This is a genomic window from Mesorhizobium sp. C432A (assembly GCF_030323145.1).
Lineage (GTDB): Bacteria > Pseudomonadota > Alphaproteobacteria > Rhizobiales > Rhizobiaceae > Mesorhizobium.
The window spans coordinates 4,305,852-4,332,475 of sequence record NZ_CP100470.1 but is presented as its reverse complement, the minus strand read 5'-3'; the positions used below and the strand labels follow the sequence as shown (position 1 = coordinate 4,332,475).

At 63.0% G+C, this 26,624-nt stretch carries 21 protein-coding genes and 5 pseudogenes; 16 read left to right on the top strand and 10 right to left on the bottom strand.

Annotated features, from left to right (window positions below):
* Positions 1-91 precede the first annotated feature (91 nt).
* From NLY33_RS21075 to hflX, 5 genes are all read left to right on the top strand, one after another.
* Positions 92-2,380, top strand: a complete 2,289-nt coding sequence (locus NLY33_RS21075; RefSeq protein WP_023706551.1) for a sensor histidine kinase NtrY-like — start codon at positions 92-94, stop codon at positions 2,378-2,380.
* Positions 2,370-3,731: a nitrogen assimilation response regulator NtrX gene (gene ntrX / locus NLY33_RS21070; protein WP_023668929.1), complete on the top strand. Its 1,362-nt coding sequence runs from the start codon at positions 2,370-2,372 to the stop codon at positions 3,729-3,731. Before NLY33_RS21075 ends, ntrX begins: the two co-directional genes overlap by 11 nt.
* A 102-nt stretch (positions 3,732-3,833) precedes the next feature.
* A complete protein-coding gene (locus tag NLY33_RS21065) occupies positions 3,834-4,694 on the top strand; it encodes a D-amino-acid transaminase (RefSeq protein ID WP_023708494.1) in 861 nt (286 codons plus the stop codon).
* A gap of 145 nt (positions 4,695-4,839) precedes the next feature.
* Positions 4,840-5,085: an RNA chaperone Hfq gene (gene hfq, locus NLY33_RS21060; protein WP_006202172.1), complete on the top strand. Its 246-nt coding sequence runs from the start codon at positions 4,840-4,842 to the stop codon at positions 5,083-5,085.
* A complete protein-coding gene (gene hflX / locus NLY33_RS21055) occupies positions 5,086-6,477 on the top strand; it encodes a GTPase HflX (protein WP_023708495.1) in 1,392 nt (463 codons plus the stop codon).
* 6 nt (positions 6,478-6,483) lie between these two features.
* Here the strand turns inward: hflX and mazG are convergent, their stop codons facing one another.
* The 3 genes from mazG to NLY33_RS21040 all read right to left on the bottom strand — a co-directional run bounded on the left by mazG (position 6,484) and on the right by NLY33_RS21040 (position 9,136).
* Positions 6,484-7,308, bottom strand: coding sequence for a nucleoside triphosphate pyrophosphohydrolase (gene mazG, locus NLY33_RS21050; protein ID WP_023691283.1), 825 nt, complete (start codon positions 7,306-7,308; stop codon positions 6,484-6,486).
* A 76-nt stretch (positions 7,309-7,384) separates the two neighbouring features.
* Positions 7,385-8,569: an amino acid aminotransferase gene (locus NLY33_RS21045; RefSeq protein ID WP_023668933.1), complete on the bottom strand. Its 1,185-nt coding sequence runs from the start codon at positions 8,567-8,569 to the stop codon at positions 7,385-7,387.
* A gap of 129 nt (positions 8,570-8,698) precedes the next feature.
* Entirely contained in the window at positions 8,699-9,136 is a 438-nt protein-coding gene (locus NLY33_RS21040; protein WP_023706554.1) for a DUF3592 domain-containing protein, read from the bottom strand.
* Positions 9,137-9,311: 175 nt separating this feature from the next.
* Here NLY33_RS21040 and NLY33_RS21035 point away from each other — a divergent pair, with 175 nt between their 5' ends.
* From NLY33_RS21035 to NLY33_RS20990, 10 genes and pseudogenes are all read left to right on the top strand, one after another.
* On the top strand, positions 9,312-9,845 hold the full coding sequence (locus NLY33_RS21035; protein ID WP_023668935.1) for a sigma-70 family RNA polymerase sigma factor: 534 nt from the start codon (positions 9,312-9,314) through the stop codon (positions 9,843-9,845).
* Positions 9,842-10,617 (top strand): annotated as a pseudogene (locus tag NLY33_RS21030) (anti-sigma factor family protein). Before NLY33_RS21035 ends, NLY33_RS21030 begins: the two are co-directional and overlap by 4 nt.
* A gap of 56 nt (positions 10,618-10,673) precedes the next feature.
* Positions 10,674-11,390, top strand: coding sequence for a Bax inhibitor-1/YccA family protein (locus NLY33_RS21025; protein ID WP_023668937.1), 717 nt, complete (start codon positions 10,674-10,676; stop codon positions 11,388-11,390).
* 174 nt (positions 11,391-11,564) lie between these two features.
* Positions 11,565-12,442: pseudogene (locus NLY33_RS21020) on the top strand (aldose 1-epimerase family protein).
* Between the two features lie 23 nt (positions 12,443-12,465).
* Positions 12,466-13,242, top strand: coding sequence for a pyrroline-5-carboxylate reductase (locus NLY33_RS21015; RefSeq protein ID WP_023668939.1), 777 nt, complete (start codon positions 12,466-12,468; stop codon positions 13,240-13,242).
* A gap of 106 nt (positions 13,243-13,348) precedes the next feature.
* Complete coding sequence (locus NLY33_RS21010) at positions 13,349-14,125, top strand: DUF8605 domain-containing protein (protein WP_245261165.1); 777 nt, start codon at positions 13,349-13,351, stop codon at positions 14,123-14,125.
* Positions 14,126-14,177: 52 nt separating this feature from the next.
* Positions 14,178-15,098 carry an alpha/beta fold hydrolase gene (locus NLY33_RS21005; protein ID WP_245261167.1) on the top strand — a complete coding sequence of 307 codons (921 nt, stop codon included), beginning with the start codon at positions 14,178-14,180 and terminating at the stop codon, positions 15,096-15,098.
* Between the two features lie 41 nt (positions 15,099-15,139).
* Positions 15,140-16,039 (top strand): annotated as a pseudogene (locus tag NLY33_RS21000) (translation factor GTPase family protein); the annotation flags it as partial.
* On the top strand, positions 16,036-16,365 hold the full coding sequence (locus NLY33_RS20995; protein ID WP_023668943.1) for a hypothetical protein: 330 nt from the start codon (positions 16,036-16,038) through the stop codon (positions 16,363-16,365). The pseudogene NLY33_RS21000 and the gene NLY33_RS20995, both read left to right, overlap by 4 nt.
* A 340-nt stretch (positions 16,366-16,705) precedes the next feature.
* Positions 16,706-17,467, top strand: coding sequence for a GNAT family N-acetyltransferase (locus tag NLY33_RS20990; protein ID WP_023708498.1), 762 nt, complete (start codon positions 16,706-16,708; stop codon positions 17,465-17,467).
* A gap of 23 nt (positions 17,468-17,490) precedes the next feature.
* On the opposite strand, the gene NLY33_RS20985 is transcribed toward NLY33_RS20990, so the two are convergent.
* The 7 genes and pseudogenes from NLY33_RS20985 to NLY33_RS20955 form a co-directional block, all read right to left on the bottom strand.
* Positions 17,491-18,300: an MBL fold metallo-hydrolase gene (locus tag NLY33_RS20985; protein WP_023682541.1), complete on the bottom strand. Its 810-nt coding sequence runs from the start codon at positions 18,298-18,300 to the stop codon at positions 17,491-17,493.
* Between the two features lie 3 nt (positions 18,301-18,303).
* A complete protein-coding gene (locus tag NLY33_RS20980; RefSeq protein WP_023696113.1) occupies positions 18,304-19,092 on the bottom strand; it encodes a TatD family hydrolase in 789 nt (262 codons plus the stop codon).
* Complete coding sequence (metG, locus tag NLY33_RS20975) at positions 19,092-20,642, bottom strand: methionine--tRNA ligase (RefSeq protein ID WP_023706564.1); 1,551 nt, start codon at positions 20,640-20,642, stop codon at positions 19,092-19,094. The genes NLY33_RS20980 and metG overlap by 1 nt, the downstream gene beginning before the upstream one ends.
* 90 nt (positions 20,643-20,732) lie before the next feature.
* Complete coding sequence (locus NLY33_RS20970; RefSeq protein ID WP_023706565.1) at positions 20,733-21,788, bottom strand: DNA polymerase III subunit delta'; 1,056 nt, start codon at positions 21,786-21,788, stop codon at positions 20,733-20,735.
* Positions 21,785-22,458 (bottom strand): annotated as a pseudogene (tmk, locus tag NLY33_RS20965) (dTMP kinase). Before tmk ends, NLY33_RS20970 begins: the two are co-directional and overlap by 4 nt.
* Before the next feature lie 72 nt (positions 22,459-22,530).
* Entirely contained in the window at positions 22,531-23,697 is a 1,167-nt protein-coding gene (locus NLY33_RS20960) for a D-alanyl-D-alanine carboxypeptidase family protein (protein ID WP_023706566.1), read from the bottom strand.
* A gap of 102 nt (positions 23,698-23,799) precedes the next feature.
* The gene (locus NLY33_RS20955) at positions 23,800-25,008 is read right to left on the bottom strand and encodes a septal ring lytic transglycosylase RlpA family protein (RefSeq protein WP_023708499.1); all 1,209 of its coding nucleotides are present in this window, start codon (positions 25,006-25,008) and stop codon (positions 23,800-23,802) included.
* A 302-nt stretch (positions 25,009-25,310) separates the two neighbouring features.
* On the opposite strand from NLY33_RS20955, the pseudogene NLY33_RS20950 reads away from it, so the two are divergent.
* Positions 25,311-26,507: pseudogene (locus NLY33_RS20950) on the top strand (IS256 family transposase).
* The last annotated feature ends 117 nt before the right edge of the window (positions 26,508-26,624 follow it).

The window sequence follows — 26,624 nt, the reverse complement described above, 5'->3', positions numbered from 1 at the left end:
CCGAAAGATTTCCGTCACGGCCACACTTGTTGCATAATCGCCACAATGCGTTGCATACATCCAACGCAATCACTGGCTCTTAGACGGCGACATGGCTTCGCAAGCTCTGACATCAAACGAACCGCTTTTCAGCAGATCCGGCCAGAGGGATGGACGGCGGCTGCTTGCGTTGCCTGGCGTTGTGGCAATTGCCGGCGCGCTGGTTACGGCGGCAATCTCGTTTGCGATTCTTGTCGGCGCCACGCCGATCACGCCAGACGCAAACACAACGCTGACGCTGATTGCGGCCAATGCCTTATTTGTGCTGGCGCTGATTGCCCTCGTCGGCCGCGAGGTGCATCGCATCACCATGGCGCGCCGGCACGGCAAGGCGGCGTCGCGGCTGCATGTGCGCATCGTGACGATGTTTGCGCTGGTCGCGGCCATCCCCGCCATCATGGTGGCCATCATCGCCTCGATCACGCTCGATATCGGCCTCGACCGCTGGTTCGAGATCCGCACCAAGGCGATCGTCAACTCGTCGCTGTCGATCGCCGACGCCTATGTGCAGGAAAACGCTCGCAATCTTCAGGGCACGACGCTGTCGATGGCCTACGATCTCGATGCGTCGCGCACGCTTTACGGCCTCGATCGAACCGGCTTTCTCGACCTGATGAACAAGGAAGCCGTCGGCAGAAGCCTGGTGCATGCGGCGCTGGTCAGGGAAGACGGCTCCTTTGTCGTGAGTGCCCAGACCGATGCGGACTTCGCCATGCCGGCACCGCCTGAGGGCGCGGTGGCAAGTGCGGCCGACGGCAAGCCGGTGCTGATCGAGCCGAAGACGCGCAACATCATGGGCGCCATCATCAAGCTGCGGGAGATCGAAGGCCTCTACCTCTACACCAATCGCCTGGTCGACCCCGAAGTGATCAAGGCGAGGGCGATCGTCCAGTCCAACACCGCCGAATATCGCGGCCTGGAAGACAACAGGCGGACGTCGCAGGTGGCGTTCGCGCTGCCCTATCTGTCGCTGACGCTGATCATCATCCTGTCGGCCATCTGGACCGGCATAGCGGTCGCCGACCGTCTGGTGCGGCCCATCCGTCAGCTCATCGGCGCGGCTGACGAGGTTGCGACCGGCAATCTCGATGTCGCCGTTCCGGTACGGCCTTCCGACGGCGATGTCGCCTCGCTTGGCGATACGTTCAACAAGATGCTGCTGGAGCTTAAATCGCAGCGCAACGAGATCCTGTCGGCCAAGGATTTGATCGACGAACGGCGTCGTTTCTCGGAAGCGGTGCTGGCCGGCGTCACCGCCGGCGTCATCGGCGTCGATCCCTACGGCATCGTCTCCATCGTCAACAAATCGGCCGAAACGATGCTGGCCATATCGGCCACGGCGGCGCTGGGGCAGAACCTGTCCGCCGTGCTGCCGCATGTCGGCCGTGTCTTCGAGATCGGCCGCAAATCCGGCAAGCCGGTCTATCGCGAGCAGGTCACCTTCTATCGCACCGGCGCCGAGCGTACCTTCAACGTGCAGATCACCATCGAGGCCGGCGACGACGGCGAGGAGGAGAAATCCTACGTCGTGACTGTCGACGACATCACCGATCTGGTCCAGGCACAGCGCTCGTCGGCCTGGGCGGATGTGGCGCGGCGTATCGCACATGAAATCAAGAACCCGCTGACGCCGATCCAGCTCTCGGCCGAGCGCATCAAGCGACGCTTCGGCAAGGTCATCACCGAGGACCGCGAGATTTTCGACCAGTGCACCGACACGATCATCCGGCAGGTCGAGGATATCGGCCGCATGGTCGACGAGTTCTCGGCTTTCGCCCGCATGCCCAAGCCCGAGATGAAAGCCATCGATCTGCGTGAATCGCTGCGCGAGGCGTCGTTCCTGGTCGAAGTCAGCCGCGCCGACATTGCTTTCGAACGCGTGTTCGGCAACGAGCCGCTCAAGGGCACGTTCGATAGCCGATTGATGGCGCAGGCTTTCGGCAACGTCATCAAGAACGCGGCCGAGGCGATTGACGGGCTGGAACAAAAGGACGGTTCGCACGGCATAATCCGGATTCAAGCTGCCCGGCAGAATGGCGCGATCAGAATCGACGTCATCGACAATGGCAAAGGCTTGCCGCGCGAGAACCGCCAAAGGCTGCTCGAGCCCTATATGACGACGCGCGAGAAGGGCACCGGGCTTGGTCTCGCCATCGTCAAGAAGATCGTGGAGGACCATGGCGGGCGGCTCGAATTGCACGATGCGCCCGCGGATTTCCACGGTGGACGCGGCGCGATGATCTCGATCATCCTGCCGCCAGCTGCCGCAACCGCGCCGCCACGCGGTCAAGGCGAAACGGAACACGAACGAGAAACTGAAAAGGTCGGTAATGGCGTCTGATATTCTCATCGTCGATGACGAGGAAGACATCCGTGAACTCGTCGCGGGCATATTGAGCGACGAAGGGCATGAAACCCGCACGGCATTCGATGCCGACAGCGCGCTCGCGGCAATCGCCGACCGGGCGCCGCGGCTGATTTTCCTCGACATCTGGTTGCAGGGCTCGCGCCTCGACGGGCTGGCGCTGCTCGACGAGATCAAGACGATGCATCCGAGCCTGCCGGTGGTGATGATCTCCGGCCACGGCAATATCGAGACAGCGGTGTCGGCCATCCGCCGCGGCGCCTATGATTTCATCGAGAAGCCGTTCAAGGCCGACAGGCTGATCCTGATCGCCGAGCGGGCGCTCGAAACCTCGAAATTACGGCGCGAGGTCTCCGACCTCAAGCAGCGCAGCGGCGAAACTTTCGACTTGATCGGCATGTCGTCGGCGATGAGCCAGCTGCGCCAGACCATCGAGCGCGTTGCGCCGACCAACAGCCGCGTCATGATCATCGGTCCGTCCGGTTCGGGCAAGGAGCTCGCCGCGCGCGCCATCCACACGCTGTCGACGCGCAAGGGCGCGCCGTTCGTGACGCTGAGCGCGGCCAACATCACGCCCGAGCGCATGGAGATCGAGCTGTTCGGCACCGAATCGAACGGCACCGAGCGCAAGGTCGGCGCGCTTGAAGAGGCGCACCGCGGCATTCTCTACATCGACGAAGTGGCCGACATGCCGCGCGAGACGCAGAACAAGATTTTGCGCGTGCTGGTCGAACAGCAGTTCGAGCGGGTCGGCGGCACCAAGCGGGTCAAGGTCGACGTCCGCATCATCTCCTCGACCTCGCAGAACCTGGAGGCGATGATCGCCGACGGCCGTTTTCGCGAAGACCTCTATCATCGCCTGGCGGTGGTTCCGGTCATGGTGCCGGGCCTGGCCGAGCGGCGAGAGGACATTCCCTATCTCGTCGACAATTTCATGAAGCAGATCGCTCGCCAGGCCGGCATCAAGCCGCGCCGCATCGGCGACGATGCGCTTGCCGTGCTGCAGGCGCACAACTGGCCGGGCAATGTCCGCCAGCTGCGCAACAATGTCGAACGGCTGATGATCCTGGCGCGTGGCGACGATATCGATGCGCCGATCACCGCCGACCTGTTGCCGTCGGAGATCGGCGATGTCATGCCGCGCACGCCGAACCAGTCCGACCAGCACATCATGGCGCTGCCGCTGCGCGAGGCGCGCGAACAGTTCGAGAAGGACTATCTGATCGCCCAGATCAACCGTTTCGGCGGCAACATCTCGAAGACGGCCGAATTCATCGGCATGGAGCGCTCGGCGCTGCACCGGAAACTGAAGTCGCTGGGGGTCTGACCCCCGTTGTTGTTGGTCCAGCGGGCTGTGGCCCATTCAATTGCCGGTTACGGCAGCGGCGGAATCGCATAGAAAAACCGGGACTTTTCTGAGGGATCACCCATGCCGCACATTGCCTATGTGAACGGGCGCTATGTCGCCCATGCCGACGCTGCCGTGCATATCGAGGATCGCGGCTATCAATTCGCCGACGGCGTCTACGAGGTCTGCGAGGTGGCGCAGGGCTTTATCGTCGACATGCCGCGCCATCTTGCCCGGCTGAGCCGCTCCCTTAGCGAATTGTCGATCGACTGGCCGGTCACCAAGGGTGTGCTGCCGCTTCTTCTGCGCGAAATCGTCCGGCGCAACCACGTCGTCAACGGCCTGGTCTATGTCCAGGTTACGCGCGGTGTTGCCAGCCGCGACTTCGTTTTCCCCGCCGATACACCGTCATCGCTGGTGATTACGGCCAGAAAGGCCGACCCGGCGGCGGCCGCCAAGCGAGCCGAGGCGGGCATCAAGGTCATCACCGTGCCGGAAAACCGTTGGGACCGGGTCGACATCAAGAGCACCGGCCTGCTGCCCAACGTACTGGCCAAGCAGAAGGCCAAGGAGGCCGGCGCCCAGGAGGCCTGGTTCGTCGACACCGATGGCAACGTCAAGGAGGGCGGCTCGTCCAACGCCTGGATCGTTACAAGGGACGGCGTTCTGGTCACCCGGCCGGCGGAGCATGGCATCCTGCGCGGCATCACCCGCACGACCATGTTCGAAGTGGCGGCAAAGCTCGGGTTGACGATCGAGGAGCGCGGTTTTTCAGTCACTGAAGCCAAGGCGGCGCGAGAAGCTTTCATCAGTTCGGCAACGACAATCGCCATGCCGGTCGTGGCAATCGACGGTGCCGCGGTCGCCAATGGGCACCCCGGTTCGATAACACTTTCATTGCGGCAAGCCTTTTTTGACGTTGCGGAAAAAAGTCCAGCCTGATAACCGCACAGACGGACTGCACATCAATATATCTCGTTCTGCTTGTCGCTACTGACGGCAAGGGGGTGTTTGCAAGCTTGACATGTGCCCGCTAATTTGGCGCATTAGCCTGCAAACCGAAGGGGATCGGCGAAAGACAAGAACAATGGCGGAACGATCGCAAAACCTTCAGGACCTGTTCCTGAATTCTGTTCGCAAGAGCAAAAATCCACTCACCATCTTTCTCATCAACGGCGTCAAGCTGACCGGCGTGGTCACTTCCTTCGACAATTTTTGTGTTCTGCTGCGCCGTGACGGCCACTCCCAGCTCGTCTACAAGCATGCCATTTCCACGATCATGCCGAGCCAGCCGGTTCAGATGTTCGATGGCGAGGAAAGCCAGGGCGCCTGATTGGCACGTGAAAAAGACGCGGACCGCGGCGTCCGCGGGAAACCAGCACATAATTCCGGGACGGAAGCCACAGGTCCGACCCGGGCGGTTGTCATTGTGCCGGTGCTTACCCGGCATCAGCGCAACGATGACGAAACGAACCGTCCACGGCTGACGCGTTCGGCGGATGCGCGCCACGACGAAGCGGTCGGCCTTGCCCGCGCCATCAACCTGGATCTGATCCACACGGCGGTGGTCACCGTCAACGATCCACGCCCGGCAACCTTGCTCGGCAGCGGCAAGGTCGCGGAATTCGCCGAGATCGTCAAAGAGGGTCACGCGGAGGTGGTCATCGTCGACCATCCGCTGACGCCGGTGCAGCAGCGCAATCTCGAAAAAGAAATGAATGCCAAGGTGCTCGACCGCACCGGATTGATCCTGGAGATTTTTGGCGAGCGCGCGCGGACCAAGGAGGGCACGCTGCAGGTCGAACTTGCCCATCTCAACTACCAGAAGGGCCGTCTGGTGCGGAGCTGGACCCACCTTGAACGCCAGCGCGGCGGAGCCGGCTTCCTCGGCGGCCCCGGCGAAACCCAGATCGAGTCGGACCGGCGGCAGCTGCAGGAAAAAATCATCAAGCTCAAGCATGAGCTGGAAACGGTGCGCCGCACCCGCGACCTGCACCGCGCCAAGCGCAAGAAGGTGCCGTTCCCGGTGGTGGCGATTGTCGGCTACACCAATGCCGGAAAGTCGACGCTGTTCAACCGGCTGACCGGGGCCGACGTGCTGGCCGAAGACATGCTGTTTGCAACGCTCGACCCGACGCTGCGCCGCGTGCGCCTGCCGCACGGCACGCCGATCATCCTGTCGGACACAGTCGGCTTCATTTCGGACCTGCCGACGCATCTGGTCGCCGCCTTCCGCGCCACGCTGGAAGAGGTCGTCGAGGCCGATCTGGTCATCCATTTGCGTGATATCTCAGATCCGGATACGGCCGCCCAGGCCGAGGACGTCGAGCGCATCCTTGCCGATCTCGGTGTCGACGCTGGCGATGCGAACCGGGTCATCGAGGTGTGGAACAAGGTCGACCTTCTCGACGACGGCAACCGGGAGCGCCTGCTCGCCGACGGCACTGACGCCAACAAGGCGCCGCCGATCGCCATCTCGGCGGTCACCGGCGAAGGCATCGATGCGCTGAAGGCGCTGATCGAGACCAGGATGTCGGGCGAACTCGAGGAATTGACGGTGACGATCGAACCGCCGCAGTTCGGCCTTGTCGACTGGCTATACCGCAATGGCGACGTCGTTTCGCGGGTAGACAATGAGGATGGCAGCGCGACCATCGCACTCAAGGCCACGCACACCGCCCGGCAAGAGATCGAAAGCCGATTGCACCGCAAAAACAGGCAGTAAGCCTGATTATTTCACGCCCTTGGCCTGCTGCCAGAGCACTTCCATCTCGTCCAGCGTGGCTTTTTCGAGCGTGCTTCCCGATGCATCGATCGCGCGCTCGACATAGTGGAAGCGCGAGCGGAACTTTTCGTTGGTGCCGCTAAGCGCCGCTTCCGAATCGAGCTTGAGGTGACGCCCCAGATTGACGACGGCAAACAGCATGTCGCCGAATTCGTCCTTGATCTCAGCCGTTTCGCCCTTAGCCAGTGCCTCGCGCAGCTCGCCGATCTCTTCCTCGATCTTGTCGAGGATGGGTGCTGCCTCGCTCCAGTCGAAACCGACACGCGCTGCCTTTTCCTGCAGCTTCAGCGCACGAGTCAAAGCGGGCAGGGCGACGGGCACGCTGTCCAGGAAACCCTTGCCATGGTCTTCGGGGTCGAGGCCGCGGGCGAGGCGCGCACTTCGCTTTTCGGCTTTTTCCTCAGCCTTGATCTTTTCCCACATGCCCTTTGCCATGCCGGCGTTGCGCGCCTTCTCGTCGCCGAAGACATGCGGATGGCGCCGGATCATCTTGGTGGTGATGGCCTCGACCACATCACCGAAGGCAAAATCGCCGGCTTCCTCAGCCATCTGCGCGTGGTAGACGACCTGCAGCAGGAGATCGCCTAATTCGTCGCGCAGATCGTCGAGATCGCCGCGCGCAATGGCGTCCGCCACCTCATAGGCTTCCTCGATCGTATAGGGCGCGATGGTCGAGAAATCCTGCTCGATGTCCCAGGGACAGCCGGTCTTCGGCGCCCTGAGCGCCGCCATGATCTCGATCAGCCGGGAAATGTCGCGCGAAGGTTTCATGCGGCGAATGCTATCCCGCTGCCTGTCGTGCGGCCAACGGCGTCAGCCGGAGAGGGGAGATTGTCCACAGCGAGCTTCAGCCGAGTACCGACACAACCGCCTTGGCGAGGTCATCCATGCCGTCCTCGGGCAGGCCGGCGACGTTGATGCGGCTGTCGCCGACCATGTAGACGCCACACTCGGCACGCAGCCGCTCGACTTGCGCCTCGGTCAGGCCAAGCCTGGAAAACATGCCGCGATGGCTGGCGATGAAGTCGAAGCGGTCGGAGTTGGACTGCCGGCGCAGCGCGTCGGCGAACTGGACCCGCAGCCTCAGCATGCGCAGCCGCATCTCCTCCAGCTCCGCCTCCCAGTCGGCGCGAAGGCCATCATCTTCCAGCACCGTGCGCACGGCGGCGGCGCCGTGGTCCGGCGGCATCGAATACATGGCGCGCGCCGCCGCCAGCATCTGGCTCATCGCGACATCGGCTTGCGCGCTATCCTTCGCCAGGATCATCGCCGCGCCGACGCGGTCGCGGTAGACGGCAAAGTTCTTCGAGCAGCTCGAGGCAACGACCATTTCAGGCACCTTGCCCGCGAGAAGGCGCAAGCCGGCCGCATCGGCGTCCAGGCCTTCGCCAAAGCCCTGATAGGCAATGTCGACAAAGGGCAACAGCCCGCGCTCGACGACAAGATCGGTGACGCTGGCCCATTGCGCGATATCGAGATTGGCGCCGGTCGGGTTATGGCAGCAGCCATGCAGCAGCACGATATCGCCGGGCTCGGCTGCGCCAAGCGTTGCCAGCATCTCGTGGAAGCGCACCGCGCCGGAAACGGCATCGAAATAGGGATAATCGCGCACCTTGAGGCCGGCCCCGCGCATCACCGGCGGGTGGTTCGGCCATGTCGGGTCCGACAGCCAGACGGTTGCGTCGGGGCGGGTCCGCTTCAACAGCTCCGCCACCAGCCGCAGCGCGCCGGAACCGCCAGGCGCTTGCGCGGCGCGGATGCGCGTCATGTCGGCAGCGGGGCCGAAGGCCAGCTTGACCATCGCCGTGTTGAAGCCGGTGTCGCCGGCAAGGCCGAGATAGGTCTTGGTGTCCTGGTCCTGCAGCAACCGCTTCTCGGCCTCGCGCAGGGCGCGCATGACCGGCGTCCTGCCGTCGCGGTCCTTGTAGACGCCGACGCCGAGATCGATCTTGCCGGGGCGCGGATCGGCGCGATAGAGGCCGATCAAGGCGATGATCTTGTCGGCCGGGGCAGGTTGCAGGGTCTCGAACATCAATACGGCTCCAATGGCGGCGGAGTAATACGCAAAGCGGCCGCGTTTCGCCAGTGCTTCCATCTGCGCCAGTCCGCTAGCGTACTGGACCGTTACGCCAAGCTTTGTCTGTACGGCAGGGGTCGGCGGCTATGGCGACGGGTTCATTCCAATCCGCCGGATAAGCACCCGTCCAATCACGGCGAGACCGATGCCGGTCAGCAGGGAGAAACCGCCGAGCATGCCGGCCAGCCCGGCAAGGAACCAGCGTCCGGCGAAGCTGTCGACGGAGGCATTTTGCGGATTGGTTGGGTCGTAAGCGACAGGGACGCTGTCGCCATCACCCCAGAACGAGCTGTGGACGGCATTGTTGAAGCGGATGACGGTGCCGTCGGCGGTCGAGAACTCGATGCGGGGATTGTATTCGGCGGCGACAATCCTGCCTGTCGCCGAAGCGGTACGAGGGCCGTACATCTCGACGATGGCCAGCACGCCGGAAGCGATCAGTCCGACAATGCCAAAGATGATGAACACCCTGCCGACGATCGGCAACGCTGCAAAACCCGTTACACGACTACCATTGGCCATCTTTTGCTCCTGGGACAGACGGATAAGGCTAGACTTCATCCATAAAGCAAACATCTGCCGCACGGGAGATGGGTAAGTGCGCAGCGGACTTCTGATTGCATGATGCCTATTGTGGCGACGCAAAAAAGTTTTGGTGGCGATGGATTAAGATCCCCGCCTGTTTCGTAAACGGGGCATGAAACGGTCGATGCCACGCTTCGATATTGTCGGACAGCTGGGTTCGCTCAGGCGCTACGCACGCTCGCTGACGCGCGACGGCACTGACGCCGAGGATCTGGTGCACGATGCGCTGGTGCGCGCCTACGAGCGGCGCGACACATTCCGCTCGGGCGGCAATCTGCGGGCATGGTTGCTGTCGATCGTCCACAACGCTTTCATCGACAAGATGCGCTCGCGCCGGTCGGAATCAGCGCGTGTCGAGCAGGCCGGCTATCTCACCGATGCCAGCACGCCGGCGCCGCAGGAACATTCCGTGCGACTGGCGCAGGTGCGCGAGGCCTTTTTCAGTCTGCCGGAGGAGCAGCGTTCGGCGCTGCATCTGGTCGCCATCGAGGGCCTTTCCTACCAGCAGGCCGCCGACGCCAGCGGGGTGCCGCTGGGCACGCTGATGTCGCGTATCGGCAGGGCGCGCGCAGCACTGCGCGAGATGGAAAACGCTGCACCTTCGCCGGCCAAAAGCCATCTGAGGATCGTGGGAGACCCATCATGACCGACCTGTTGCGGGACCCGGTGACCGATACCGATCTCGACGCCTATGTCGACGACCAGCTGGATGTCGCGCGCCGCATCGAGGTCGAGGCGTTCCTGTCGGCTCGTCCGGAGGCTGCGGCGCGGGTGATGTCCGACTTGAGGACGCGCGACGAACTGCGCCTGGCGCTGGCTGCTTCCACAGGCATGGCGCGGCCGGCGACGACTGAAGTCGCGCGCCGGCTGGGCAGGGGCTGGCCAGTCGCCGCGTCTTCGCCGTGCTGCAGCGGGCGGCCGCGGTCGCCATCTTTGTCGCTGCCGGCTGGCTGGCGAACGGCCTCTTCGGGCCGCTGCTGGTGACCAAGGTCGTGGCTTCGCCGCCGCCGCCCGCCTATGTCGAAGAAGCGATCCGGGCGCACAAGACGACGCTCATGCGCGAGGCGATGCCCTCGCAGCTGGAGGCGCCCAACTACAATGGCGACGAAATCCGCGCCGCCACCGCAATCGTCATGCCATCGCTGCCCAAGGACTGGAAGGTCCGCGACGTCCAGATCTATCCGTCGCGCTTCGGGCCGAGCGTCGAGGTGGCGCTGGAGACGAAGGATATGGGGCTGGTCTCGCTGTTTGCGATCCGGCCCGGAACCTTCGACGTGGTCAAGCCTGCCATCGCGCCCTCCGGCGACATCTCCTCTGCCTATTTCCAGATCGGCGAGGTCGCGTACGCGGTCGTCGCGCGCAGCGATGTCCACGACCTCGACCGCACCGCCGAGACGCTTGCCAAGACACTTTACTGATCAGGACACTTTACTGATCAAGACGCTTTACTGAGACCACATAAGGAGAACCCGCAATGAATACCCCTGACCTCGGATACCGCATGGGCACTGGCGCGCGCGCCGGCGCCGTCTATGACGAGGGCCTGCGCAGCCACATGCTGCGCGTCTACAATTATATGGGCATCGGCCTCGTCGTCACCGGCATCGTTGCCATGGTGGTGTCCTCGACGCCGGCCCTCTACGTGCCGATCTTTTCCAGCCCGCTGAAATGGGTGGTGATGCTGGCGCCGCTCGCCTTCGTGCTGTTGTTTTCGTTCAAGATGCAGACGATGTCGGCGGCGAGCGCCCAGTTGATGTTCTGGGCCTTCTGCGCGGTGATGGGCCTGTCGCTGGCTTCGGTGTTCCTGGTCTTCACCGGCACCAGCATCGCGCGCACCTTCTTCATCACCGCCACCATGTTCGGCGCCACCAGCCTCTACGGCTACACGACCAAGCGCGACCTGACCCAGTTCTCGTCGTTCCTGATCATGGGTCTGATCGGCGTGGTGATCGCCAGCGTCGTCAACATCTTCCTCGGCTCGACCGCGCTGCAGTTCGCCATTTCGGTGATCGGCATCGCGGTGTTCGTTGGCCTGACCGCCTGGGACACGCAGACGATCAAGGAACAGTATGCTGAGAATTTCGACGCGGAATCGCAGCAGAAGCTCGCCGTCTTCGGCGCGCTGTCGCTCTACCTGAACTTCGTCAACATCTTCCAGCTGCTGCTGAACTTCACCGGCGAACGCGAATAGTCGAACCGTAGCAAGGCAACAATCTCGATCTCGCAGTGGCCGGAGGAGAATCTCCGGCCACTGTCGTTTTGGCGTGGAGACATCGCTCCTCTATCAGCGCGATGTCGCTGCGCCCTTGAGTCCATGCGGGCTTTTGCTAACCTGCCGCTCGCACGCAGCTTTCCGCGAGAACGCATGGAACAAGTGACGCTTCAGGGCGACGGCATCTCGGCAACCATTGTCGGGCAGGGGCCGAGCTCGTCTCCTTGCGCAATGCCGAGGGTCTGGAGTTTTTGTGGCAGGCCGGGCCGGAATGGCGGCGGCATTCGCCGGTGCTGTTTCCGATCGTCGGCCGGCTGAAGGGGGACCAGCTTCGCCATCGGGGCCGGGTCTATCCCCTGACGCAGCACGGATTTGCCCGCGACAAGCCATTTGTGTGGGCTGACGCGAGCCCCCGATCCTGCACGCTGGTGTTGACCGACGATGCCGATACACGCACGCGCTATCCGTTCGCCTTTCGCCTTGCCATCACCTACACCCTCGAGCGTCGCGAACTTGGTGTGAGCTTCGAGATTGCCAACACCGGCGACGAGACGCTGCCAGCCTCCATCGGTGCACATCCGGCTTTCAATTGGCCATTGCAGCCGGGGCTCGCCAAGACAGACTACCACCTGACCTTTGCCCAGGACGAGCCGGCGCCGATCCGCCGGCTGAAGGATGGCCTGGTGCTGGCTGCACCGCGGCCGACGCCTATCGAAGGCAAAACGCTGGCGCTTTCCGAACAGCTGTTCGAGGCAGACGCCGTGATCCTCGACCGGCCGGCCAGCACCAGCGTGCGCTATGCCGCCGCGAACGGTGCGGCGATCGAGATGTCGTGGCAGGGTTTTAAGGAATTGGGCATCTGGTCGAAGCCGGGCGGCGCTCCGTTCCTGTGCATCGAACCCTGGCACGGGCTTGCCAGCCCCGTGGATTTCGATGGCGAGTTCGCGGACAAGCCGGGCGTGATGCTGATCGCGCCCGGTGAAAAGCGCGTGCTGAGCTATCAGGTACGGCTCGAGCATGCGCCGCTGTGACCGATGAACCAGAGACAGGCGCGATGAAACTTGGCTTCATCGGCACGGGTGCCCTTACAGCGGCCATTGTCAGCGGGCTCAAATCCGTCGCGGATAACTCCGTCTCCGTGCTGCTGTCGCCGCGCAATGAAGAGATCGCCGCAGAGCTGGCAGCCCGTTATCCGGATGTGCGTATCGCTGATGACAATCAGGCGGTTCTCGATCAATGCGACCTGGTCATGCTGGCTGTCCGGCCGCAAATTGCGCATGACGTCCTGCCGGGTTTGCGGTTTCGGCGCGAGCATCACCTCATCAGCTTGATCGCCACGCTGCCGCGCGAGGAGATTGCCCGCTTGACCGCACCCGCGCACCAGGTGACGAAAGCGCTGCCCATGCCGATGATCGCCCACCGGCTGGGGGCAACGATCATCTGCCCGCCGGATGCCACTGTCGCTGCCTTGTTCGGCAATCTGGGGAAAGTGATCGAGGTCGAGAACCCAGCCGAATTCAACGCGTTGAGCGTGGCCACCGCAACCTATGCCAGCTACTTTAGATATCTCGATACGATTAACAGCTGGCTCAAGAGGAATGGCGTGGAGGAAGGGAAGGGGCGCGATTACATCGCCTCGCTTTTCAAAGCCTTGGGATGCGCTCCTGATATGTCGCCGGATGCCGACTTCATGCATCTGGCGCAGGACTATGCGACGCGCGGCGGCATCAACGAACAGGTTCTTCGCGAACTCACGGCGCGAAACATGTTCGAGGCGCTCACCGAGAGCCTGGACGGCGTACACCGGCGCATCGTCGGCGATACGCCTTGATGGGCGGTACCTTGAAATTCCCTGATGATCAGGAGTATGGCTCCAACGGATGTTCCGGACCGTTCGGGAGGGTCGGCGGGTGCCTGGATGCTTGAAATTGGGCTTTGTGGCAGCGGCGCTGGCTGTGCTGATTGTCTTTCCGGTCGCTGCCGCCGACATCGACCGCGCCAGCCTCTACCGCGCGCAATCGGTGACCAGCGGCACTGGCGAGGAGAACCGGGCCTGGGGCCTGGCGCCGTGCCTTGAAGAGGTGCTGGTCAAGGTTTCCGGCGACCCGCGGCTGATCGGCGACCCGCGTGTTGCGGACATGAGTCGGCACGCAAGCGACTATGTCACTGGTGTCGGCTACCGCGACCTGCTCAACAACCGTCCGCCGCATGACGAGCAGGGCACCCATGACCGGCCGCATTACATCACCGCCGATTTCGACCCGGACAAGATCGATGCCTTGCTGGCGTCGCTCGGGCGCAAACCGTGGGCGGTGCCGCGGCCAAAAATCGTCGCACTGCTGGATGTAAGGCCGATGAAAGGCGACGGCTTCACGCTGGTGCGCGATGGCGGCGGCGAGCTTGCTGCGGATATGCGCGTTGCGCTGGCGGACGCGGCGCACCGGACCGGTTTGCCGCTGGAGTTGCGTCGGCCGTCCGACGTCGCGCTCGCCGACGTGGCCAACACGCTGGATGGGGACGCCCTGCTTGCCGGCACTTTGGTATGGCGCCAGGAAGCGCTGGGCTGGGTCGGCGACTGGCGGCTCAGCTTCAAGGATAAGGAGTATCGCTGGCAGGTACGTGGCGTCAGTTTCGACGATGCGTTCCGCAACGCCACGCGCGGAACGCTGCAGATCCTGTCGGGCAATGGAGAGCCGGAAGCCGTCACGCCCTGACTTCAAGGGAACCTTCTTGCCGGAGCGCCGTAAACAAAGTGGCGGGCAAGCTTTGAGCAAGGAGGTAGAGTTGCAACATCGCCGGATCGACGTTGACGGAAACAGCATCTTCTATCGCGAAGACGGCCCGCCTGATGCTCCCGTCCTCCTGCTGCCGCACGGCTATCCGTGCTCGTCGTATCAATTCCGAAGGTTGATGCCGGCACTTGCCGATCGCTGGCATACATTCGCGCCGGACTTTCCCGGCTTTGGCTACAGCGCCACGCCCGAAATGTCGGTTTTTGGCTATGATTTCGATGCCTATGCCGGGTTTCTGACAGCTTTCGCCGATGCGCTCGGCACGTCGCGCTATGCTCTCTGGCTGCACGATTATGGCTCACAGATCGGACTGCGCCACGCCATCGCACATCCCGAGCGCATCGCGGCACTCATCATCCAGAACGGCGATATATACGAGGATGTTCTCGGGCCGAAATACGCTGGGATAAAAGCCTATTGGACGGAAAAGACGCCCGAAAAGCACCGGCCGTTGGAAGAGGCGGTGAGCGAGGAGGGGTTCCGGCACGAGTTTGTCGGAGAGGTGGATTACGCTGTAGCCGAGCGCGTGCCTCCCGATCTTTGGAAACTCCACTGGCCTTTGATGGACACGCCGATCCGCCGGCGGCTCGCGGTCGGCCTGATGGAGAAGCTGGAGGCGAACCTCGGCTGGTTCCCGCGCTATCAGAGCTATCTGCGCGAGCACCAACCGCAAACGCTCATCGTCTGGGGCCCCGAGGATGGTTACATGCCGGCACAATCGGCGCATGCCTACCAGCGCGATTTGCGGGAAGCGGAGCTTCATCTGATCGATGGCGCCGGCCACTGGTTGCTCGAAACGCATTTCGATGAGGCACTTCCGCTGGTGCGCGATTTCCTGGCGCGCGTCCACAGTCAGGAAGCGAAAGGGACGGGCAGGGCGGCCGGCCGGGCGTAGACCCCTCCGTTGCGATCATCGGATCGATCTGCAACCATGGCGTCATGATAGAAAAGTCTGCCGCGCCCTGGCCTCTGCTGCAAATCGCGATCGAGCCGAAGTCGCGGGCGGATCAGGAGAAGCTAGCTACTGCCTTGTCGAAGCTGGCGGACGAGGATCCCTGGTTGCACGTCAAGCAGGATGCGGAATCGGGCCAGACGATCGTCGCCGGCAGGGACGAACTCCACCTCGACATAGTCATCGACCACCTGCGCCGCGAGTCTCGCATTGAGGTGAATGTCGGCGCGCCCAAGGTAGCGTATCGCGAGACGATCACCCGTAAGCACGAGCAGGACTACACGCACAATAAGCAGTCCGGTGGTACGGGTCAGTTCGCCCGCGTCAAGATTGCGTTCGAGCCGAATGGCGGTAGCTGGGACTTCGTCTTCGGGTCCAAGGTCGCCGACGGTGCGCTTCCGAACGAATATGTTGCGGGCGTCGAAAAGGGGCTGCGGAACATTCTGTCTTCAGGCCCGTTTGCTGGCTTCCCGATGCTTGGCGTGAAGGCAACGCTGATCGACGGCGCGTATCACGATACTGATTCCTCGCCCCTGACTTTCGAGATCGCCGGCCGAGCCTGCTTCCGTGAAGCCGCTCCCAAGCTGGGCGTGCAGCTCTTCGAGCCGATCATGCAAGTCGAGGTGAACACGTCGGCGGCCTATGTCGACAAAATCATCGCCGAACTGCACAGCCGCCGGGGCCTGATCCGGAGTCGGGAAATCAGCGGCGTGGTCGTCGTTGTCAAAGCGACAATGCCGCTCGCGAACATGTTCATGCTGGAGGATGCGCTCCGGTCCTGTTCGAACGGACTGGCACGCCTGCGCGCCGACTATTCCGGATACGCTCCCGTACCACTGCCACCCGGCGGCGACCCACCGGCCGCCATGGCCATGGCCAGATGACGTCGCCAAAATTCTCCTCGCGGGCAGGGTTCCTTGTCGGCCTCGGCGTCACGCCGGTCGCCTTTTTCCTGGCGCTCTATTCGGCCGGGGCCGGGCATGGCGACTATGTGCTGGCGCGACTTCTCTATCCGGTCCCCATGCTGGCAACGCTTTTGACCAACACAACGATCACCAGCCTTTCCATCGGATTGGCTGCGCTGCAGTTTCCTGCCTATGGGGCATTTGTTGCGGGCGCCGGCGGCTCCAGATGGCTGGCCCTTGGCGTCTTCCATCTTGTTGCAATCGCAGCAGCCTTCAGCGGCCTCCTGGAAAGCTTTTCGGGATGACGCTCCTGTTCGTTATCCCGGCGCGGGCCGGTCGAGCAGGAAGTCGAGGCCTTTGCGAAAGGCGCCATCCCTTGAGAAATGAAGACCACGCCAACTCATTTCGCCACTGCTTCGTCAACGTTCCTCCCGCCAAGCAATCAGAGCCGCCGGCCCGCATCTCAGTCAGCAGGGCGTATATTGGCACGTCCGTAATGGAAGCAGCAGCCACATATGAAAGTCGCATAAGATAGATTATGGAACTTGTGCATTAGACTGAAGCTGGAAATTGCTGCGATTTTCACGGGTTTGGCATGATCGACGCGTGTTGCCTTGAGCCGATGGCCAACGCTACGCTGTGTCGATGACGACAGCAAAGCGTGACATCGAAGCGGCGATCGAAGTGTTCGTGCACGGCTTCAGCACCGACAAGAGCCGTTCCTTTCCCTACGAGGCCAGCCGCGTCGGACCCTTGTGGCTGATGCGCGATGCCGAGCGCAAGAATGCACGCGACTACCGTGGCGAAGAATGGATCGTCCATGACGTCGCCGCCGAGGAAGCCGATGCCATCGTGCGGCAGCATGCGCGGCCAAGCTTTGCCGTTTCGGTCGTGATCGCGAATGACGGCCCGGACGAACCGACGCGAACTGCCTACAAGGCGCTCGGCTACCGGCTGCTGCGGACGGAAGGCTTTTTCGTCCAGTCGCTGCGCCAAATTCCAGACCCGCCAGTAATCGTCTCTATCGAACGCGTGAGGACGGCTGAACGCGCTGCACAACTGGGAAAGGTCATACGCAGGCGGCCACTTCCAGACGATCAACTCGGCGACGATGCGCCGTTTCGCCAGTATGTGGCGCTCGATGGCGACGCCATCGTCGGGCGTGTGCGCAGCATAGACGCCATCGGCGCCACATGGTGCTCGGCAATGTTTGTCGAGCCTTCGTACCGGCGTCGAGGCATCGGCCAGGCGCTGATGGCCAAAATGCTGCATGACGACAAAGCGCATGCGTCGCGGTGCTCGATGCTGTTGGCGACGCGTGCCGGAGCGCTGCTTTATCCCCGCATGGGCTATGAGCGGATTGGAACGCTGCTGATCTTCGCGCCGAAGAACCGAACGTCCTTATAAAGATCTGCTCGTATCATGCTGTCTCATAAAGGAATTTCGATCACCATGCCGTCATAGGCCGGAGTGACGTTGGCCGGCACCTCGGCCTTCACCGTGGCATAGTCGAGCGGCACATGCATATGCGTCAGCACGGCCTGTTTCGGCGCCAGTTTTTCAATCCAGCCAAGCGCCTGACCGAGCGACAGATGACTGGGATGGGTATGGTACTGCAAGGCATCGATGACCAGCATTTCCAGGCCGCGCAGCCGCTCGGCGGTGGTATCCGGGAAGTCGCTTATATCGGGGCAGTAGGCCAGCCCGCCGATGCGGAAGCCGAGCGAAATGATGTCGCCATGGATCTGCGGCAGCGGCTCGAGGGTGAGGGCACCGCCCTCGCCTTCGATCGTCACCGCCCTTGCGTGATCGATGATGTGCGGCCTGACGATCGGCGGATAGGAACTGCCAAGCGGCGTCTCGAAGCAATAGCCGAACGCTTCGCGCAGCCTGAGCATGGTCGGCTGGTCGGCATGGACATCGATCAAATGGCGCTGCTCCAGCACGTAGCCGCGCAGATCGTCGATGCCGTGGATGTGGTCGGCGTGCGGATGCGTATAGACGACGGCGTCGATGCGCCGGACCGCCGCCATCAGCATCTGCTCACGGAAATCAGGCCCGGTGTCGATGACGACCGTGGTTCTGGCGCCGTTGGCTGCTATCCGCTCGACGAGCGCGGCTGAGCGTGTACGCCGGTTTTTCGGATTGGCCGGGTCGCAATTGCCCCAATCGCCGGTGATGCGCGGCGTGCCAGGTGACGAGCCGCAGCCGAGGATGGTGAGGCGCAGCCGGTCGCTCATGCGTCAGAGCCCGGCGGGCCGCGGCATCTTGCCGAACAGCCGGAAGAAGTTCGCCGTCGTCAGCGTCGCGATCTCGGCTTCGCCAACGCCGACCGTCTCCGCCAGCACCTTGGCTGTATGCGCGATATAGGCCGGCTCGTTGCGTTTGCCGCGGAACGGCACCGGCGCCAGATACGGTGCGTCGGTCTCGACCAGCAGCCGGTCATGCGGCACATCGGCTGCGATGGCGCGTAAATCGGCGGAGTTCTTGAAGGTCAGTATGCCCGAGAAGGACACATAGCCACCAAGCGCCACGCCGACCTCTGCCAGCCGTCGCCCCGACGAAAAACAATGCAGGATGAAGGGGAAGGCGCCCTTCCCTGTTTCGTCTTCGAGGATGGCAGCCATGTCGTCATCGGCATCGCGCGAATGGATCACCAGCGGCAGCCCGGTCTCGCGCGCAGCTGCTATATGAGTGCGAAAACCCTGCGCCTGCGCATCGCGTGGCGCCTTGTCGTAAAAATAGTCGAGCCCGGCCTCGCCGATCGCCACCACCTTCGGGTGCGCGGACAGGCGCACAAGGTCCTCAGCCGTCACATCCAGCTCTTCGCCGGCATTGTGAGGATGAGTGCCGACCGAGCAATAGATTTCGTCGAAACTCTCGGCAATCTCAAGCACTTGCGCAAACCGCTTCACGCGCGTCGAGATGGTCACCATGTGACCTATACCGGCAGCCTTGGCGCGGGCGACGATGGCCGCCCGCTCCTCGGTGAAATCCGGAAAGTCGAGATGGCAATGGCTGTCGACGAGCATCAGGCGCTCGCCTCAGGGTTTTCGACATAACGCGGAAACACGCCCTCCGGCGCGGGCAGCGCCGTGCCGGGCACCAGCGCATAGTCGGCATGGACATGCGCGAAGTCACGCTTGTCCGCCGGCACCGCCAGCAGGTCCAGCAGCTTGCCGGCCGACCCCGGAATGTAGGGCTGGCACAGCAATGCCACGCGCCGCACCAGTTCGGCGGTCGTCCACAGCACTGTTTCCATGCGCGCCGGATCGGTCTTCTTCAGCGCCCAGGGCGCCTGCGAGGCGAAGTAGCGATCCGCTTCCGCCACAACGCCGAAGATCGCCGCCAACGCGAGATGGATGCCCTGTTCCGACATCGCCTGGCGCGCGGTACCCAGCGCTTCCACCGCCTGGTCGAGGATCGCGCTGTCGGCTTCGGTCAGCTCGCCGCGATGCGGCACCACGCCGCCGCAGTTCTTGGCGATCATCGACAGCGAGCGCTGCGCCAGATTGCCGAGACCGTTGGCGAGATCGGCATTTGTGCGGTTGACGATCGCGTCATGGCTGTAGCTGCCGTCCTGGCCGAATGGCACCTCACGCAAGAAGAAATAGCGCACTTGGTCGAGGCCGTAATGCTCGACCATGGTGAAGGGGTCTACGACATTGCCGACCGACTTCGACATTTTCTCGCCGCGGTTGAACAGGAAGCCATGCGCGAAGACGCGCTTCGGCAGTTCGATGCCGGCCGACATCAGGAAAGCCGGCCAGTAGACGGCATGGAAGCGGACGATGTCCTTGCCGATAATGTGCGTGGCCGGCCAGTAGCGCCATTGCTCGGCCTTGGTGTCGGGATAGCCGGCAGCGGTGATGTAGTTGGTCAGGGCATCGACCCAGACATACATCACATGCTTGTCGTCGCCCGGCACCGGCACGCCCCAATTGAAGGTCGTGCGCGAGACCGAGATGTCCTTGAGGCCGGACCTGACGAAGCTCATCACCTCATTTCGGCGCTCGGCCGGACCGACGAAATCGGGCTGGCTTTCGTACAGCGCAAGCAATTTGTCCTGATAGGCGGAAAGCCTGAAGAAGTAGCTTTCCTCCTCATTCCATTCGACCGGCGAGCCAAGCGGCTCGCGGCGCACGCCGTCGTCGCCGAGCGTGGTTTCGCTCTCTTCGAAATAGGCTTCCTGGCGGACCGAATACCAGCCACTGTAGCGGTCGAGATAGATGTCGCCATTGGCCGCCATCGCCTTCCAGATCGCCTGGCACGACTCGTAGTGGCGTGGTTCCGTCGTGCGGATGTAATCATCATTCGAGCCGCCCAGGACCTCTGTCATCGAACGGAAGATCGCCGAGTTGCGGTCGGCAAGCGCGAGTGGCGTTATGCCTTCCTTCTCGGCCGTCTGCTGCATCTTGAGGCCGTGTTCGTCAGTGCCGGTGAGGAAGAGCACGTCCTTGCCGTCCAGGCGCTGGAAGCGGGCCAGCGCGTCGGTCGCGATGACCGTATAGGCGTGGCCGATATGCGGCTTGCCGTTCGGATAGAAAATTGGTGTCGTGATGTAGAATGTGTCGCGTGACATGAATTAACCGTCATGAATGGCCGAATGAATGTGAGCGGTGGATATCGCATCGAGACGGCGATTGCCATCCCGCCCCAATGCCGAAACCGGTCACATTCGCATTGCGGAATTCAGGCGGTCGATCATGGTCAAGGCGTGCTGCTTCTTGTCAAGATTGTAGGTATCGGTCTCAGATATGGCGTTCAGCGCCTCGTGCCAAGTGTCGGACAGCGTTTTCGCCCGCGCGAGATCCCCAGCCAGCGCGGCTTCACTGGCGCCGGTGGAGAGCAGATCGAGCGCGCGGCGGTTGAAGATGTCGAACTGGATCGCCTGGTCGCGGCCGGCGACGGCCTCGGCAAGGCGATAGGCGCCGGCGATGTCGCTCTTGCCCGACGTGACCAGGGCGTCGAGGGTGCCGGCAATCTCCAGCCCGCCATATTGGGTCAGAAGGATCGCATTGCGGGCGCTGCCCCCTGCCCGTTCCGCCAGTGCCGCGCGCGCAGCAGGATCGGAAGGTGGCGGCGGCTCGACGGTCTCCAGAACACTCATCAGGCTGCCGGCATCGAGCGGCGTCAGCCGCACCATCTGGCAGCGCGAACGGATGGTCGGCAAAAGGCTGCCCGGCGCATGCACGATGAGGATGAACAGCGTGCGGCTCGGCGGCTCCTCGAGGTTCTTCAGCAAGGCATTGGCGGCGTTGGTGTTCATGTCGTCGGCCGGATCGACGATCACCACCCGGTAGCTGCCGTCATGCGAGGTCAGCGACAGGAAGCGGTTGACCTTGCGGATCTCGTCGACGGTGACGACCGTCTTGAAGCTCTTGGTCTTGTCGTTCAGCGGCCTGGTCAGATGCAGCACGCCGGGATGCGCCCCGGTGGCGATCTGGCGAAACAGCGATGAGGCCGGATCGGGAACGGCAAACACATCCGGCGCCTGGTCGAAGGCCGGATGCTTCAACAGATGGTGCGCCAGGTGAAAGGCAAGCGTCGCCTTGCCGATGCCGATCGGCCCGGCAAAGATCACCGCATGCGGCAGTTTTCCCGAGCGATAGGCGGCAGCGAGCATCGCGGCCGCCTGCTCATGGCCGACCAGGCGCAGCGTCTCGGACGGCTCCGGTACACCGTCCAGCGTGTCGTGCTGCTCGGGAGCGATGCGTTCGAAGATCATGCGGGCGCCGCCTGTCGGTTGCGCGCGGGCGCCCTCGCCTCAAGTGCGGCGAACACCACCGCGGTGATGACATCCTCCACCGTAGCGGGAGGCGCCGACGCGTCGATCACGATGCAGCGGTCCGGCTCGGCGGTTGCGATCGCCAGGAAGGCGTCACGGCGGCGCTGGTGGATGTCCAGCGTCTCCTTTTCGAAGCGGTCCGGACCGTCCTCGGCGCCACGCCGCGCGGCGGCGCGCCGCAAGCCCTCGGCGGGGTCAATGTCAAGGATCAGCGTCATGTCCGGCATCATGCCGTTGATGGCGACCTCCTCCAGAGCTTCCATGAAAGCCGGATCGAGGCCGCCGGTGACGCCCTGATAGACGCGCGACGAATCCAAAAAACGGTCGCAAAGCACGATGGAGCCGCGCTCCACCGCCGGCCGGATGACCTGCTCGACATGGTCGGAGCGCGCGGCGGCAAACAGCAGCGCCTCCATCTTCGGCCCGAAAGGCTCGGCGGCGCCGGACAGGAGCACGTGCCTGACCGCCTCGGCGCCGGGTGACCCCCGGGTTCGCGGGTGAGGAGGACATCGTATTTCTTGGCGCGCATCTTCTGGGCCAGCCGTTCGATCTGCGTCGACTTGCCGGCGCCCTCGCCGCCTTCGAAGGTGATGAAAAATCCGCTTGCCAATCGAAAGGCCTTTGTCCTGCTTTGCGCTGGTGTCTTAGTCCGCGCCCGAGAAAAGGTCCACGCCGCAGGAACTCAACGCAGCCAGCCTACGGCCAGTTCCCTGGCGGCATCAAACGCGCGTTGCGGCAGTGTGCCGACGCCGACCGATTCGGCGGCGAAAAGCGGCGTTTCCTGGCTCAGCGTATCGCCGATCCAGACGCGCAGCGCGCCGACGGGTTGCCCCTCCTCCACCGGCGCCGATACCGGCCCCTGATAGACGATCCTGGCGGTCAGCTTGTCGCGGTTGGCGATCGGCAGCAGGACGTCGATCGGCGCCTTTGCCTTCAGCGCTACGCTGGATTTGGCGCCGCCGAACACCTGGGCCTCGCCGACCACTTCGTTGCTGGCGAAAATCTCGGTCTTCTCGAAGGAGCGGACGCCCCATTCGAGCAGCTTGCGCGCTTCCTCGGCGCGCTCGCGATCATTGGCCAATCCGCTCATCGCCGCGAACACCCTGGTTCCGTCATGGCTGACCGAGCCGACAATGCCGAAACCGCCCGCCTCGCTCGACCCGACCGCCAGCCCATCGGCGCCGATGCCCATGGCCAGCAACGGGTTGCGATTCTTTTGCGAGATCTTGTTCCAGGTGAAATCGGCCCGGCCGTAATAGAGATAGAGATCCGGATATTCGCGCCATATATGCAGGCCAAGCTGCGCCAGTTCGCGCACTGTCGTCTGCTGGCCGTCGGCCGGCAGGCCGGTGGAATTGACAAATGTCGATTTCGGCAGCCCGATCTGGCGCGCGCGATCGTTCATCTGCGCCGCGAAATTCTCTTCCGAACCGGCCATGCCTTCGGCCAGCACCATGCAGCCGTCATTGGCGGCCTGTATGGTGACCCCCTGGATCAGATCCTCGACCCGGATCGCCGATTTGAGCTTGGCAAACATGGTCGACGTTCCCGAAGGCGCACCGCCCTTGCGCCAGGCATTTTCCGAAACCACGAAGGTGTCGTCGAGGCTCATGCGCTTCGACTTGATGGCGTTGAAGACCATCTCCATCGTCATCAGCTTGGCCATCGAGGCCGGCGGGATCGGTTGGTCGGCATCCTTGGAAAACAGCACCGTGCCGGTTTCGGCATCGATCATGAAAGCCTGCGTCGCCTTGGTCTCGAAAAGCTGCGCGTTGGCCGGAACCAGCGCGGCAAGCAAGAAGCCAAGGCCAAAAAGCCCGGCAAAAGGGTGGAAAAGGCGAAATCGCATGAAGAGGCTCGACTGTTAGCCGGCAGAAACTTGCCGCAACGCTATCAGGCTTCTTCCCGGCGGATCAACCGCGCAATGACAAAACCGGCGTGCCTTTGTTGGTCAGTTGCGCACAGCCAGCGCGTCCGGCGCGCCATGCGACCATGCCGCGCGCAAGAGGTCGTCGACATTGCCGTGGCCATCCGGATAGAGATTGACCGCGTACCAGTCATTGCCGTCGAGTTCGGTGCTCTGGATTTCGGTCCTGCCGAACGGTTCGAGAGCCGCAGCCACCCGCTTTGCCTCGGCGGCATCGTCGAAGGATCCGGCGGCGACATAGTCGGAAACGGCAGGCGATGCCTGCGGGTTGGATTTCTTCCACGATTGCAGGATGTCGGCTGGCGACATGCCCTGGTCATCGAGTGCTGCAAAGACGTCGGCGCGCTGCACGCGTGCATCCGCATAGGAGAGCGAAGCCACGGCAAAGGGCGATTCCGGGCGCTGAGGCACGATCGGCCCGAATTCCGGCAGCGTCACATCGATTGAGCCCGGTGCCTGCATCGACATCACTGGCTGTGTGTCGGAATTCGTCAACTGACCAGGAAACGGCACTGCGGCAGGTGGTGCGCCAACAGATAGGCTCGGCGAAGGTCCGTTCATCGCCACCATGACGCCGGTCGGCAAGCCATCGGACGGGTCCGGGCGGTTGTTGCCCGGGCGATAGGAGGCGACCAGATATTGGTCGTCGTCGCCGTCGAGCGGCGCGCGGCCGATATATTCCACTTTGACCCTGGCCGTGCCGACCTTGGCATAGTCGAGCATTTGCGCGGCGCGTTCCGAGACATCGATGATGCGTCCCTCGTGATAGGGGCCGCGGTCGTTGACGCGCACGATGACCGAGCTTCCGGTCTCGGTGTTGGTGACACGGGCATAGCTCGGCAGCGGCATGGTCGGATGCGCCGCGGTCAGATGGGTCATGTCGTAGACTTCGCCATTGGCTGTGAGACGACCGTGGAAGGCATCGCCATACCAGGAGGCGAGACCGACCTTGGCGTAGCGCTTGTCTTCCTTGGGGTAATACCACTTGCCGCGCACCTGATAGGGTTTGCCCAACTGGTCGCGGCCGCCGCCGCGCCGCATGTACTGAACGCGCGGGCTGGCCTTCACGCCGTATTCGGTCTCGGCAAAATATTCCTTCGAGCGAGGCTTCTTGTAGACCATGGCTTTCGGCTCGGACTGCGGCGACGCGCACGCGGCCAGCAACGCAGCCGAAAGAGCGCACAACACCAAAGCAGGAGCGCGACGAAGACGCCGATGCGTCGTGGTCTGCATGTTTTCCGATGTCCCTACCGTCTCGACACAGGCGCCGCTTCTAGAATTTCGGCGGAGCCAGATGAGCAATGCCTGCGACGCGCCAATCCCCATCCCTTGTGCGCAGGAATTGTTTATCAGCGTATTAATCGATTGTGTCCGGAACCGGGCAGGAATGTGGCGGAGTTCTTGGGTCGGTCGGGCCTGTGGAGAGGCATTCGAGGTGGTAGTGTGCTGAGAGTTCTGCAAATTCGCTGAGAGGGGGCGGTCATGGCAGGCTGGTGATTGTTCACGTCACCTGATTCCCGCGAAGGAACGCCACCATGACCAAGACTGAAGTTAAGACCGCCAGCGCTGCCGTCAAAGACATTTTGCTTTCGAACCCGGATGGATTGCACGAAGTGCTCCGTGCGGTGATGCAGGAGGTGCTTGAGGCCGAGATGGACGAGGCGCTGGGTGCCTCGAAGAGCGAGCGCACGCCCGAACGGCTTGGCTATCGCTCGGGCTATTAAGGCCGCACCCTTGTGACGCGGGTCGGCAAGCTCGAGCTGCGGGTTCCGCAGGACCGGGCCGGGCGCTTCTCCACCGAGCTGTTCGAGCGCTACCAGCGTTCCGAGCGGGCCTTGGTGGCGACACTGGCGGAGATGTATGTGCAGGGCGTGTCGACCCGCAAGGTGAAGGCGATCACGGAAGAACTGTGCGGCCATGCCTTCTCGGCCTCGTCGATCTCGGCCATCAACAAGCGGCTGGACGAGAGCCTCGCTGCCTTTGCCAGGCGCCCCCTTCAAGAGCCGTTTCCTTACCTCATCCTCGATGCGCGCTACGAGAAGGTGCGTGAAGCCGGTGTTGTCATGAGCCAGGCGGTGCTGATCGCGGTCGGTATCGACTGGGACGGAAGGCGCCAGATCCTGGCCGTGGAGATGGCCAATCGCGAGAGCCGCTCGGCCTGGAGGGACTTCCTCGTCGGCCTCAAGGCGCGCGGCCTCAAGGGCGTCGAGTTGGTTGTGTCCGACGATCACGCCGGCCTGGTGGCAGCGACCGGCGAGGTGATCCCCGAAGCCGCCTGGCAACGCTGCTACGTGCACTTCCTCAGGAACGCGCTCGATCATCTGCCGAGGAAGCACGGCGACGACTGCCTGCAGGAATTGCGCTGGCTCTACGACCGGCGCGATCTCGCAGAGGCCAGGGCTGATCTTGCCGCATGGCTTGCCAAATGGTCGGCACGCTATCCGCGCCTGACAGGCTGGGCCGAGGATGCCATCGAACAAACCCTGACCTTCTTCAGGCTGCCGAGACAGCACCACAAGCATCTCAAATCCACCAACATGCTGGAGCGGCTCAACGAGGAAATCCGCCGGCGCACCTATGTCGTGCGCATCTTCCCCAATACCGAAAGCTGCCTGCGCCTGGTCAGGGCCTTGGCCGTCGAGACCAATGAAAACTGGATGGAGGCCAACCGATACATCAACATGGACGACCTGCGCGAGCACAAGAAGCTCGCTCTGCGCCAAGCCGCATGACCAGCATCATGGCTGCCCCATTTTGCAGAACTTGACGCACACAACCTTCGAGACCTAGCCCAGGCCCTTGGAGTCTGAATGTGAATCTATGGCACGAAGCGCGGCTGCCTGGAACCG